Raw genomic sequence first — 13,087 nt, 5'->3', positions numbered from 1 at the left:
ATAAAGCCAGAGTTAACAGGCTTTATGTCGGGCAAGGGGATTAAGCGCTAATGAGTTTGATAGCGTCTTCTGCGATGACCCACTCTTCGTTTGTCGGGATAACCATTGCCACAGTGCTGTTCTCTTCGGTAATGATGCCATCTTTACCAAAACGCGCGGCTAGGTTTTTCTCTTCGTTTACTTTGAAATTAAAGATAGCCAGCATTTCAAGCACTTTTGCTCGGATAATGTCTGAGTTTTCACCGATACCACCAGTAAATACAACGGCATCTAAACGGCCTAATGGCACAGTGTAAGAGGCAATGTATTTCGCTAAACGGTAGCAGAAAATTTCCAGTGCTAAGGTTGCGCCTTTATGGCCATCTTTGTAACCGTCTTCAATGCCACGACAATCGTTGGTTAACTCAGAAATACCTAATAAGCCGCTTTGCTTATTCAATAAGTTATTGACTTCATCAATGGTATAACCAAGTTGGTTAACTAAATGGTAAATGATTGATGGGTCCATATCTCCGCAACGTGTGCCCATAACCAAACCTTCTAATGGTGTTAATCCCATTGAAGTGTCGACACTTTTGCCGCCTTTTATGGCCGTAACTGAAGCGCCGTTACCTAAATGTGCAACAATCACATTCGTATCAGTGGTGTCTTTATTTAGCACTTTTGCCGCTTCACGGCTTACAAATAAGTGGCTGGTGCCATGCATGCCGTAGCGGCGAATACCATGTTCACGATATAACTTATAAGGAAGGGCATAGATATAAGCTTGGTCAGGCATGGTTTGGTGGAATGCGGTATCAAAAACAGCAACTTGTGGCAGAGCAGGGAATGAAGCCATAGCAGCTCGGATACCAATTAAATGCGCTGGGTTATGAAGTGGCGCTAGTGAAGCACAATCTTCAATACCACTGATCACATCTTCATTAATGATCACTGAGCGAGAATATTTTTCGCCACCATGAACGATACGATGACCGATAGCTTGAATTTGAGCTGCAAGCTCTGGCTGATCAGCAAGGATATTATTAACGATAAATTCAACTGCTTCACGGTGAGCAGTAAATGCGCCCAATTTAGCTTCATTTTTAGCGCCGTTAACTTTCCACTTTATGCGTGAATCTTCTAAACCGAAGCATTCAGCAAGTCCTGATATGTGATCATCACCTGAAACAGCATCAATAACAGCAAATTTTAAAGAAGAGCTACCGCAGTTGAGTACCAGTACGAGTTTTTCTGACATGTTGAGACCTTATTAGTCTGATCGAGCAAAATTAAAATTGATGTGAAATGTGTTATTTCAACTATCAATCATAGTTAATGATTTACTAAACAGCCGATAAATTTACCGTAAATTTGGGGCTCAATATCGCTGTGTGCTATGGTGCATATTTATTTCTAACTTGTAGGGCATACCGTTGAACGTAAACGTGTTCAAAATCATAGGTGACGGTCGACGTTACATGAAGACGTGGCCTATGGTTCGGCAACTTGGGTTTTATTTCCCTGAATATCGTGTTGTCAGAGCAACCCATCTTGGCATTTTATTGATGCCGTTATTTGCTATCTTGGCTGCTTGTAGCCAAGTGTATGTTAATGGCTGGGCGTTTTTACCCCAAGCTATTGCCTTAATGCTATTTTTTATCAGTTTGCCTATCCAAGGTTTACTCTGGCTGGGCTGGCGTGCTCGTCATCCTTTGCCGATAACCTTATTTGATTGGACAAATCAGTTAACCGCCAAAATGAGTTCAATGGGCATATCTTGCCAACCCCTTGGGGCTAAAGCGTGTTATTTAGATATGGCGCTGATACTCAAAATGGCATTTGAACGTTTAGATAAAAGTTATTGGGAGCAACTGTAAGTTTTTGCTCGCCAACGATTAATAATCTGCTTTAATTCCACGCTCAGTAAAGACAGCTTTTATGGCTTCCATAGTCTCTTTGCTGGGTGGCTTAATGTCTGTTAACGAATAGCTTTCACCAAATGCTTCCCACTTGTGCGTGCCAAGTTGGTGATAAGGCAATAATTCTACTTTTTCAACATTTTCCATAGGCTGTATGAAGTCTGCCAAAGCTTTCGCTGAGTCAATATCCTCAGTAAAACCATCAACTACTACATATCTCACCCAGGTTTTTTGATTGCGCTTCGCTAAATGTTTTGCAAACTGTAATGTTCGTTGATTACTCACCTTGGTTAAATCGATGTGCTTAGCATCATCCATTTGTTTTATATCAAGTAACACTAAGTCGGTATTGTCGAGTAATTCATCAATGACGGGCGTGTATTTACGCACAAAACCATTGGTATCAAGACAGGTATGCAGATCATTAGCTTTGCATGCTTTGAAAAGTTCGTTAACGAATTCAGCTTGAAGGATAGCTTCACCACCAGTGGCAGTTACTCCACCAGATTGTAGGAAAGGTTTGTAACTAATGATTTGGCTCATTAGTTCATCAACAGTGACTTCTTTGCCGCCGTCTAAATCCCACGTATCGCGATTGTGGCAGTATTGGCATTTCATTAGGCAGCCTTGCATAAAGGCGACATAACGAATGCCTGGACCATCAACGGTACCAAATGATTCTATAGAGTGGATACGACCTGTGGTCATGATGTCTCCAAACAAGCAAAAAAGAGGTTGTACTCGTTTTTATTAATGAAACACTAATAAAGTTAAGTACAACCAATTTTAAGAATTATTACAAGCCTTTAGTGAAAGTACGTGTAATTACATCTTGCTGTTGTTCAGGTGTTAGAGCGTTAAAGCGAACAGCGTAACCTGAAACTCGAATGGTTAATTGAGGGTATTTCTCAGGGTTAACGATGGCATCTTCTAACATTTCACGGTTCATCACGTTAACGTTTAAATGCTGACCACCTTCGCTATTGGCGTTACTCATAAAGTAGCCGTCCATTAATGATGCTAAGTTGGCGCGGCGACCTAATTCATCTTTACCTAACGCATTTGGTACGATAGAGAAAGTATAAGAAATACCGTCTTGTGCATGAGCAAAAGGCAGTTTCGCTACAGATGTAAGTGACGCAATCGCACCGTTTTCATCACGGCCATGCATAGGGTTCGCACCTGGAGCAAATGGCGCGCCAGCTGGACGTCCATCAGGTGTCGTACCTGTTTTTTTACCATAAACCACGTTAGAGGTAATGGTTAAGATTGATTGCGTTGGAATAGCGTTACGGTACATTTTCTTAGTACGGATTTTCGCCATGAAACGTTCAACTAAATCACAAGCTATGTCATCTACGCGTGGGTCGTTGTTACCAAACTTCGGATATTCACCAGAAATATCAAAGTCAATAGCAATACCATCTTCATCACGAATAGGCTTAACAGTGCCAAACTTAATTGCAGATAAAGAATCCGCTGCAATAGAAAGACCTGCAATACCACATGCCATAGTACGACGTACATCACGGTCATGAAGCGCCATTAATGCAGACTCGTAAGAGTATTTGTCGTGCATGTAATGTATAGAATTAAGCGCTGTCACGTATTGTGTTGCTAACCAATCCATTAAGCCGTCTAAACGGTTCATTACATCATCAAAGTCAAGTACATCTGAAGTGATGGCATCTGCTTTAGGTGCGACTTGGATTTTTAACTTTTCATCCACACCGCCATTGATGGCGTAAAGCATGGTTTTTGCTAAGTTAGCGCGAGCACCAAAGAACTGCATGTGTTTACCCACAATCATCGGGCTAACACAACATGCAATAGCATAATCGTCAGATTCAAAATCTGGACGCATTAGGTCGTCATTTTCGTACTGGATAGAGCTAGTATCGATAGATACTTTTGCACAGTAGTTTTTAAATCCTTGTGGTAACGCATTCGACCATAACACAGTAATGTTTGGTTCAGGGCTTGGGCCCATGTTGTATAGGGTATGTAAGAAACGGAAGCTGTTCTTAGTGACTAAAGTGCGGCCGTCTAGACCCATACCTGCAACTGATTCAGTTGCCCAAATTGGGTCGCCTGAGAATAATTCATCATATTCTGGAGTACGTAAGAAACGCACCATACGCAACTTCATCACAAAATGGTCAACCATTTCTTGCGCTTGTTCTTCAGTTAATACACCGTTAGCAATATCGCGCTCAATGAAGATATCAAGGAATGAAGAAGTACGGCCTAAAGACATTGCTGCGCCATTTTGGCTTTTCACTGCGGCAAGGTAACCAAAGTAAGTCCATTGGATGGCCTCTTTAGCATTGGTCGCAGGTAATGAAATATCACAGCCGTATTTTGCAGCCATTTTTTTCATTTGGCCTAAGGCGCGGTGTTGCTCTGCAATTTCTTCACGTAATTGCATCGTGTTTGATAAATCCTCACCCGCTTCAAAACCAGCTTGAAGTGAAGAGAATTGAGCAAACTTATCTTGCATTAGGTAGTCGATACCGTAAAGCGCGATACGACGGTAATCACCAATGATACGACCACGGCCGTATGCATCAGGTAAGCCAGTCAATACACCTGATTTACGACATGCCATGATTTCTGGCGTGTAAATATCGAAAACACCTTGGTTATGTGTTTTACGTAGCTCTGAATAGGTGTACTTGATGTCTTCGTTTAGTACGCGGTCATAAGCTTTGCAAGAACCTTCAACCATACGAATACCACCGTTAGGTAGCATGGCACGCTTTAAAGGAGCATCAGTTTGCAAACCAACAATGGTTTCTAACTCTTTGTTAATGTAACCAGCGTCATGAGAGGTAATGGTTGATACCATTTCAGTATCGAAATCAACAGGGGCATGTGTGCTATTCTCTTGCTTGATCCCTTCCATCACTTTGTCCCAAAGTGTGGTAGTTGCTTGAGTAGCACCAGCTAGAAAAGACTCGTCGCCTTCATAAGGAGTGTAGTTTTTCTGAATAAAATCGCGAACGTTAACTTCAGTTTTCCAATCACCAGCTTCAAAACCTTGCCAAGCGTTTGCAAATAATTCTGTTTTATCGGTCATGGTATTTTACCTTCTCGTCAATTAACTGTTGATCTGCCATTTAATGGTAATGGATAACTGTTACAACCAAGCTGGCAGTTCAAAAAATTGAGACCCCTATTAATGGATAATTGCAAGGGCATCTAATCTGTGTGCTAGCACCATAATATTTTTACAATGTCAGCGAAAATTTGTTAAATCATAAATTGGTAAGACCAATTTACCTGATGAATATTATCATAGCTTCTATGCAACATCACTTAATTAAATCAAAATTGAGTAAGATATCGACAAAAATGTTAGCTGGGTAACACTTTTTGAGCAAACAGTTTTCTATTTAGCCAAGAGTGACTACCCTTGCGACACTCCAAATGTACACTTTGTCATGCTTTCTTGTTGTGATGATGATTTGCTATACTGATATATAGCATTTTTTAGATAAGCTGATAGTTTATTAGCGATGTTTAATTGTAAATTTGTCAAAAGTGATTGAGTTTTGACACTGGTAATCTTGGTCTTACCAATTTACTTTTGTGAGTCTTGATAAGAGTGATGCGTGTTTATTTTGGGTTTCAATAATGGTTATCACAACACTCGTTGCATGATATTGATACGCCTAAAATGTGCATGGTAAGTGTTGTTTATTTTTAAAAAGCGATTTGAGGTTTTTATGCAAAAATTAACTGGGCAAGATCAACAGCAAGACGCTGAAATTGCCGATGAGATAACCCCAACATCGCATGAGCAGGTTAATTGCCCGCCGAAAACAGTGAATACCTCCCCAGCGCCATCAAATTCGACCTATCAGCAAGCTGAATCATTTGGCTTAGCCAAAATAGCCAAAAGCCCTTGGCAATCTTTTACTTTATCGATTTTTGCTGGTGCTTTTATTGCCATTGCCTTTGTATTTTATGTCACGGTGACGACAGGAAGCACCAGTGATTGGGGAATGACTCGTTTTATTGGCGGTCTGGCTTTCAGCTTAGGGCTAATTTTAGTAGTGGTATGTGGAGCTGAGTTGTTCACCAGTACGGTATTAACCTCAATCCCTTGGGCACAAAAACAAGTGAAAACATCAACCCAATTGCAATGCTGGGCGAGAGTTTATGCAGGCAACTTAGTTGGCGCCTTATTGATGGTGCTTCTGATTATGATGTCACGCATGTTCGAGTTAAATGGCGGGCAATGGGGGCTAAATGCACTTAATATTGCCCAACATAAAATACATCATACTTGGGTACAAGCTTTCACTTTAGGCATTTTATGTAACATGCTTGTATGTCTAGCGGTTTGGATGACTTTTGCGACAAAAGATTTACTGACCAAATCATTATTAATGATGCTGCCAGTTGCAATGTTTGTCAGTAGTGGTTTTGAACATAGCATTGCGAATATGTTTATGGTGCCATTAGGGGTTGCGATTCATGCTTTTGCTCCTGAAAGTTTTTATGTTGCGCTTAATATCAACCCAGAACAATATGCTGACTTAACTTTATTAAGCTTTGTGTTTAATAACCTTATCCCTGTGACATTAGGTAATATTGTTGGTGGTGGGGTCTTTATTGGACTTGGTTTTTGGTTAGTACAACAAGGGCAGTTAACTATTGGTTCGCAGGGTGCGAGTCATGGGTCCTTAGTGACTAAAGCGGAACAAAAAGATTCGCTAAGATAAACGTTATCAAATTACCCTCTTTTAAAAAGCCCAGCAAATGCTGGGCTTTTTGTATTGATTCATTCAAAACCAATTTAAATCAGCTAAGAGTGATCGATGTTAGCATCGCCAGTTACAACGCTATTTACAGCTAAGTGATTTACATTTAGACAATTTATAATTAGGCGATCTACCATTAATCCTCTTACAAACTTATGGCACATTAATTAATCGCTTGCTGCTTTACTGCCTGTTTAACAGTGCTTTTTAGATGATGCATAAAGTTTTTAAAATGTGGCATAAACTCGGCGAATAGTGGATGCTTGCGGTTTTGCATCATTATCGGGCCCAATAATCTTAATCCCAATGCCACTTTAGTGGCTTCTTGAGGCTCAAGGCCGCTGCCTTTTTGCAGTTTTTCAACGACATTCAGTACATCTTCTCTATCTTGAAATTCAAAATCTAACGTTTGACCGGTTTGGTTATCAGCTAGATTGATTTCTTCAATCGTAATACGGTACTGATGACCTTTGCGTAAAATCGTATTCATAATTAATACCTTTATATGTAGTGTGATACTGGATTTATCACGATAAAAAATGACTGATGATGTTTTGAATAACCAGGCTAAAATCAAGGTTAGCTTTTAAGAATGGCTTCGACTTTAGGCTTTATCGTTAATGAGACGGTTATCATCATGACAAGAGCAACGGGTATGGCTGCCAGCACGGTTTGCGCCCATGTAGAAAGCAGGATAGGCATATCATTGATTCCGATATTGTTAATGACAGTTGATAAGGCAATGCCCGATTCCATAAGACAGGCCATCGTGAGACCGATTAATACATTGCGTACTTTTTCACTTGTATGAGGCAGGTATTTCTCGGTGAGTTTGGTCAGTACCACCATTAATGTAAAACCGATTGGCATGATAGTGACCGCAGCTAAAGCAAAAGCAGAAAACCAGTCTGCAAAAAAGGTGTCACTCAAGCCAAGATTTATATAAGTCATGAAGCCTGTTAATGTGCCGCCCATGAGTGACATCATTCCCATAACTGTGAGTATTTTTACGATAATCGAGGCTTTTTGTTGACTCACTTTAGGCTCATTAACTTGTTCAATTTGCGAAGAGGTCATTACGGCTTGTGGATTCATTGTTATCCTCCTGTCTTGTGATTTGGCTTAATTTGGTTGATAATGTCAACCATATTCTTTTTGGTTGATAATGTCAACTAGTTTTTGGTGGAGGTGAATTATGCAAGATCGAAAATCCTTAGAAGGTTTGTTTCAATTAGTACATGTATTGAAAAGGCAACTGCATGATAATATTGAACAACTTGATATAGATGTGGCGCCAATGCATGTCAGAGTGCTTAAAATAATTAATAAAAAATCACCGTGTACAGCGATAGACATTGCTAACTTCTTAAATCGAGATAAAGCCCAGGTAACAAGGTTACTGAACACGTTAATCACTCAGGGCTTGATTGTGAAAGAGCCGAACCCAGAAGATAAGCGCAGTCAATGTTTGCGTTTAACCGAAGAAAGTCAGCTTATCATGGGTAAGATTAATCAGATTGATAAACAGATATATCAACAAATGACGCAAGGGCTAGCTGATGATGAATTAACTCTTTTTCAAACTGTTGCGCAAAAAATGGTGGCTAATTTAAATACAAAGTGAATTTGAATCGCTGCTTAAATCTCACTGAAAATCAGACTGTCACTCGACAGCTAATGCTGTGGTTCAATAACTCAATTACGGTTTATTTTCGGTGCGATTTCAAAGCATATGGGAATTTTTTATTAGCTATTGTAGTATGCCAGTGTCGTAAAAATGCCTAATGTGTTGGCATTAATCCATATAACAATAACTTAAAAATGGACTGTAAATGAATTCGCCACATCAAGAACCAGTAACTTCCGACTCATCCCAAGGCAATTCGCCTCAAGCACAGTCCACCAATTTGACGGGTAACACCACAAAGCAGATGCCAGATACCTTGGTGATTATCTTTTTTGTTGCTCTTGCTGCTGCGTTGCTGACCTATATTATCCCTATCGGTTCTTTTTCTACTCTAGATGCTCATTATGTTATCGACGGAGCAGAAAAAACACGCACGGTAATCGACCCTAATTCGTTTCAATATGCTTTAGATGATGCTGGCGAGCCTAAAGTTGAGCCTATCTCATTGTTTAAAGGTCATGGCGAGGTTGGTTTTTTTAATTTTGCCTTTGAAGGTATGGTGTCTGGCTCTAAATGGGGCAGCGCCATCGGGGTGATTATGTTCATGCTCGTCATTGGAGGCTCCTTTGGCGTCGTGATGGCAACGGGCACCATAGATAACGGTATTTTGCGGTTAATTGATAAAACTCAAGGCAATGAAAAACTCTTTATTCCGGTGATATTCAGTTTGTTTTCATTGGGCGGCGCAGTATTTGGAATGGGCGAGGAGGCAATTGCATTTGCGATTATTATTTGCCCGTTAATGATTCGATTAGGTTACGACTCCATCTGTACTGTGATGGTGACTTATGTTGCAACTCAAATTGGTTTTGCTAGCTCTTGGATGAACCCATTTAGTGTGGCAATTGCACAAGGCATTGCTGGGGTGCCTGTACTTTCTGGTGCAGGTGTTCGTGCCATAATGTGGCTTGGTTTCACGCTAATTGGTATTGCTTTTACTATGCGCTATGCAAGTAAAATTCAACAAACGCCAACAGCATCTTTTAGTTACGAGTCGGATCAATTTTTCCGTGATAACCAGCAAGGTCATGTCAAAGACAGTCGTTTTAATCTTGGTGATATTTTAGTGCTACTGACTATAGTAGGCACAATTGCCTGGGTGATATGGGGCGTGATTGCACATGCTTGGTTTATTCCAGAAATTGCTAGCCAGTTCTTTACGATGGGAATTATCGTGGGGGTGATTGGGGTTGTATTTAACCTAAATGGTTTAAATATGAATAAGGTTGCAGTGAGTTTTAAGCAAGGTGCAGGCACGATGCTTGAGCCTGCAGTATTGGTAGGTTGTGCTTCTGGCATCTTGTTATTACTCGGCGGTGCTGGCGCTGCTGAACCGAGTGTTCTGAACACTATTTTGCACAGTGCAGGGAATGTCATTGGCCAATTACCTACAGCACTTTCAGCTTGGTTTATGTTGTTGTTTCAGTCGGTGTTTAATTTCTTTGTGACTTCAGGCTCTGGTCAAGCAGCGTTAACTATGCCCTTAATGGCGCCTCTTGCTGATCTTGTCGGAGTGACCCGTCAAGTTGCGGTGTTAGCGTTTCAATTAGGTGATGGCTTTACCAATGTATTGGTGCCAACGTCTGCTTCTTTAATGGCGACGTTAGGGGTATGTCGTGTTGATTGGGGCAATTGGTTTAAGTTTATTTGGCGCTTTATGGTGGGCTTATTTGTACTATCTAGTATGACGGTTGTTGCTGCTCATTACTTTGGGTTTAGTTAATCAAAGCCATAAAAAAACGGCATCAGATACTTTTGATGCCGTTAGAGTCGGGAGACACTTAAAGTTGTATTACATTAACGCTAGAACTTAACTTCACCTTCAACAAACCATTCACGTCCGCGAGCGTTGTAGACGCTACGAGGGTAGTGAGGCCATGATGTGTTAGTTGGGTCAAAGTTAGGACCTACGTCAAATAGGTTGACGATACCAGCCGTTAACTTCATGTTATCTGTGAAGTTATAAGCCGATGTTAGATTCCACTTAGTCTGTGATGCGACTTCTAAATCTTCTTCGCTGAACTCGTCATCATCAATGAATGAGCTGTAAGACACACCGTGCATACGTGCTGTATGGTAAGCACCTAGCGTGGTTTCAAAGTCATTAATGAAGTAAGTGAAGATCATGTTGGCACGGTACTGAGGTAATCCGCCGTCTTCAATGTCGTCATCAACATCTGAAGTTGGATTTAACTGACCTTCAGATAACAAAATGTAAGTACCATTAAAGTTAACTCGTAATTCACCCATATCATTGAAGTCCCAGCTGTAACCAGCTGTTAAATCAATACCACGCACTTTTTGATACGCTAAGTTTTGAGCCACAGTGTTGATGTGAGTGATTGTGCCACTTGCATCACGAGTGATCATATCTTCATAGGTGTCGTATTCTTGAGCGGCAGTCGAAGCGCTAATATCGCTTACCATGTCGTCAAGTTTCCATTCCCATAAGTCAATCGATGCTTCTAAGCTATCGCCACCCCAAACTGCACCGATGTTAGCTGTGTAGCCTGTTTCTGCTTCTAGATCTTTGTTTGCACCAGTTGTGGTGTCAATGTGAAGCTCATTACAAATTTCATTGATGGTTGGATCAGGGTTAGTAACACCAGGCTGTCCGCCCATTGCTTGACACTGTTTAAAGTCGATAACTGTAGTGAAGCCGTTTGTCGCATCGCCGTATACACGGTGCATATCAGGGGCACGGAATACGCTACTCCAAGAACCACGAACCAATAACTCGTCAACAGGACGGTATTCTACGGTTACTTGTGGTGATAAATTACCACCAAAGTCGCTGTAGTGATCGTAACGAAGCGCCGCAGCGATTGTTAATTCGTCCATTAATGGGACACTTAATTCTGCATAAGTTGCCCAGAAATCACGTTCGCCAGCACCAGATGAACCACCTGTTGTTAGCACTGAACCGTTTTGGGTTTCAGAATCAGATTCTGTTTCATAGTCTTGTTCTGTGTATTCAGCACCAAATGCAAACATGGCATCGCCATCAGGCATTTCAAACGCCATACCAGTGATGTTTGCTTGAACGTTCTTTTGAGTAGACTGAGCACGCTCAAATGGAGAGTAAGACGCTGCTTCAACATCTTCGTCAGACATATTTTCAAGTAATGAATTACCGTTTTCACCTGCAGTGATGTAATCGAACATGCCACCAACAGTTGCAAAACCGCTGCGATAAACATCGACGTTGGTGCGACCGTAGTTTACAGACATATCCCAGTCGTACTCATCAGCTAAAACGCCTTGAAGACCTGCTGAGAAAAAGTAGTTATTGGTGTTCGTTTCGCCACTACGGTTATCAAATTCGTGTAGACGTCGAACATAGTAGTAATCGCCATCAGTGGCATTAGCGAAGTCACCACCAAGCCCGGTTGATTTGCTGAATGTCTTGCTCATCAAATCGCCGTAGCTCACGGTTAAGTCATCACCTGAAACATTGATATCGTAATCATCAATTGCCATTGGTTCAAAGTTGGTGGTTGATTTAGCGTTAGCAAAATCAAGACGACCTAAGAAAGTGATATCGTCAGATAGTTCATAGTTAAAGTTAGTCGTACTGATAAAGCGATAGCTTTCTGGCTCTAAGTCACGCCATTCTGAACGGTCAAAACCACAAATGCTGCGTGCATCATCCCAGAAAAAGCCGCCATCAGTACATTCTTGAGGCGACAGTGAACGAGCCCCTGTGCCTGTACCGGCAATACGCGCACCATAAGAGCTGTATTGTGAGTAGTCACTGTGTGGCACTTTATCAGTGTGTAGGCCGAAGTTTTCACGATCTGTGGCTTGTAATGCTTCATTGCTACTGAACTCAATGAAGGTTGATACGTTGCCTTTCTCGTTTGAAGAACCTAATGAAAGCGCGATACGGTCATTCATTCCGCCGCCTTCCATAGTATCGCCATGACGATATTTAAGGGCTGCACCGTCAAAATCTTTTTTCAAGATAATGTTAATTACACCGCCAACAGCATCTGCACCGTAAACTGCAGAACCACCAGATTGAAGAACCTCAATTCTTTCAACTGCTTCCATTGGTAAATTAGCTGTATCTACGAAGTTATCCGTTCCGCCTGCTGGTTTTGGGTACTGATTTAAGCGCTTACCATCAATAAGCGTTAATGTACGGCTTGCACCTGCGTTACGTAAACTGATTGAAGATGCTGCAGGAGTGAAACCATGGACTTCTTGAGTTGTCATGGCTCCTGTGGTCGACGTTAAGTTTTGCAGTGCATCTTGGATAGTGGTAAAGCCTTGCTTTGCCATATCGTCTGCACTAAGAACAGTGACAGGTGTCGCTGTTTCTAAGTCGGTACGTTTAATACGTGAACCAGTAATTTGAATGCGTTCTACATCTGCACCTTCTTCAGCAGCTAGCACTACTGGAGAACTTATCGCTGCGGTGAATGCTCCGCCAACCAATGCTATGCGAATTGCATTGGCTACTTTTGAATTAAGCTGCATCTCATCTCTTCCTATATTGATTTTATCAAAGCCGCGTTTTTAATTAGTAAATCTCTTTGCTGACTTGTAAATGGGGTTAACAGGTCTTTGTGGAAGATGGATAAAATCATACTTAAATAACATTGGCAACATGGCTGTTACAGGGGTAAGTTGTTATTTTTGTTGTGATTATGTCTTGTTTTTGTTTCTGAAATTAACATGAGTGTTTGGTGTCACATCTTGTTACGAACGATAAGAGGGTGTAACTG

At 41.2% G+C, this 13,087-nt stretch carries 10 protein-coding genes; 4 read left to right on the top strand and 6 right to left on the bottom strand.

Going from position 1 to position 13,087, the window contains the following annotated elements; all coding sequences use genetic code 11:
* Nucleotides 1-40: 40 nt before the first annotated feature.
* The gene (gene ackA, locus ACGEDC_RS00595; protein WP_394495786.1) at nucleotides 41-1,240 is read right to left on the bottom strand and encodes an acetate kinase; all 1,200 of its coding nucleotides are present in this window, start codon (nucleotides 1,238-1,240) and stop codon (nucleotides 41-43) included.
* A gap of 175 nt (nucleotides 1,241-1,415) precedes the next feature.
* Here ackA and yfbV point away from each other — a divergent pair, with 175 nt between their 5' ends.
* Nucleotides 1,416-1,859 carry a terminus macrodomain insulation protein YfbV gene (gene yfbV / locus ACGEDC_RS00590; RefSeq protein ID WP_055024715.1) on the top strand — a complete coding sequence of 148 codons (444 nt, stop codon included), beginning with the start codon at nucleotides 1,416-1,418 and terminating at the stop codon, nucleotides 1,857-1,859.
* An 18-nt stretch (nucleotides 1,860-1,877) separates the two neighbouring features.
* On the opposite strand, the gene pflA is transcribed toward yfbV, so the two are convergent.
* Together pflA and pflB are read right to left on the bottom strand one after the other, a co-directional pair.
* Nucleotides 1,878-2,612 carry a pyruvate formate lyase 1-activating protein gene (pflA, locus tag ACGEDC_RS00585; RefSeq protein WP_119969429.1) on the bottom strand — a complete coding sequence of 245 codons (735 nt, stop codon included), beginning with the start codon at nucleotides 2,610-2,612 and terminating at the stop codon, nucleotides 1,878-1,880.
* Between the two features lie 85 nt (nucleotides 2,613-2,697).
* A complete protein-coding gene (gene pflB, locus ACGEDC_RS00580; protein WP_055024713.1) occupies nucleotides 2,698-4,980 on the bottom strand; it encodes a formate C-acetyltransferase in 2,283 nt (760 codons plus the stop codon).
* Between the two features lie 649 nt (nucleotides 4,981-5,629).
* On the opposite strand from pflB, the gene focA reads away from it, so the two are divergent.
* Nucleotides 5,630-6,631 (top strand): formate transporter FocA, encoded by a 1,002-nt coding sequence (focA, locus tag ACGEDC_RS00575; RefSeq protein ID WP_080916077.1) that lies wholly within the window; start codon nucleotides 5,630-5,632, stop codon nucleotides 6,629-6,631.
* Nucleotides 6,632-6,833: 202 nt separating this feature from the next.
* On the opposite strand, the gene ACGEDC_RS00570 is transcribed toward focA, so the two are convergent.
* Nucleotides 6,834-7,160 carry a DUF3861 domain-containing protein gene (locus ACGEDC_RS00570; protein WP_055024711.1) on the bottom strand — a complete coding sequence of 109 codons (327 nt, stop codon included), beginning with the start codon at nucleotides 7,158-7,160 and terminating at the stop codon, nucleotides 6,834-6,836.
* A gap of 89 nt (nucleotides 7,161-7,249) precedes the next feature.
* Nucleotides 7,250-7,765, bottom strand: a complete 516-nt coding sequence (locus ACGEDC_RS00565; protein ID WP_080916075.1) for a DUF2798 domain-containing protein — start codon at nucleotides 7,763-7,765, stop codon at nucleotides 7,250-7,252.
* A 100-nt stretch (nucleotides 7,766-7,865) separates the two neighbouring features.
* On the opposite strand from ACGEDC_RS00565, the gene ACGEDC_RS00560 reads away from it, so the two are divergent.
* Together ACGEDC_RS00560 and yfcC are read left to right on the top strand one after the other, a co-directional pair.
* Nucleotides 7,866-8,294 (top strand): MarR family winged helix-turn-helix transcriptional regulator, encoded by a 429-nt coding sequence (locus ACGEDC_RS00560; RefSeq protein ID WP_394495782.1) that lies wholly within the window; start codon nucleotides 7,866-7,868, stop codon nucleotides 8,292-8,294.
* A gap of 307 nt (nucleotides 8,295-8,601) precedes the next feature.
* Nucleotides 8,602-10,080, top strand: a complete 1,479-nt coding sequence (gene yfcC, locus ACGEDC_RS00555; protein WP_225442274.1) for a putative basic amino acid antiporter YfcC — start codon at nucleotides 8,602-8,604, stop codon at nucleotides 10,078-10,080.
* An 80-nt stretch (nucleotides 10,081-10,160) separates the two neighbouring features.
* Here the strand turns inward: yfcC and ACGEDC_RS00550 are convergent, their stop codons facing one another.
* Complete coding sequence (locus ACGEDC_RS00550) at nucleotides 10,161-12,839, bottom strand: TonB-dependent receptor (RefSeq protein ID WP_055024708.1); 2,679 nt, start codon at nucleotides 12,837-12,839, stop codon at nucleotides 10,161-10,163.
* Nucleotides 12,840-13,087 lie beyond the last annotated feature (248 nt).

It is taken from the genome of Shewanella sp. ENK2, from assembly GCF_043568515.1.
GTDB classification, from domain to species: Bacteria; Pseudomonadota; Gammaproteobacteria; order Enterobacterales; family Shewanellaceae; genus Shewanella; species Shewanella japonica.
This window is presented reverse-complemented; position numbering and strand designations above follow the sequence as displayed.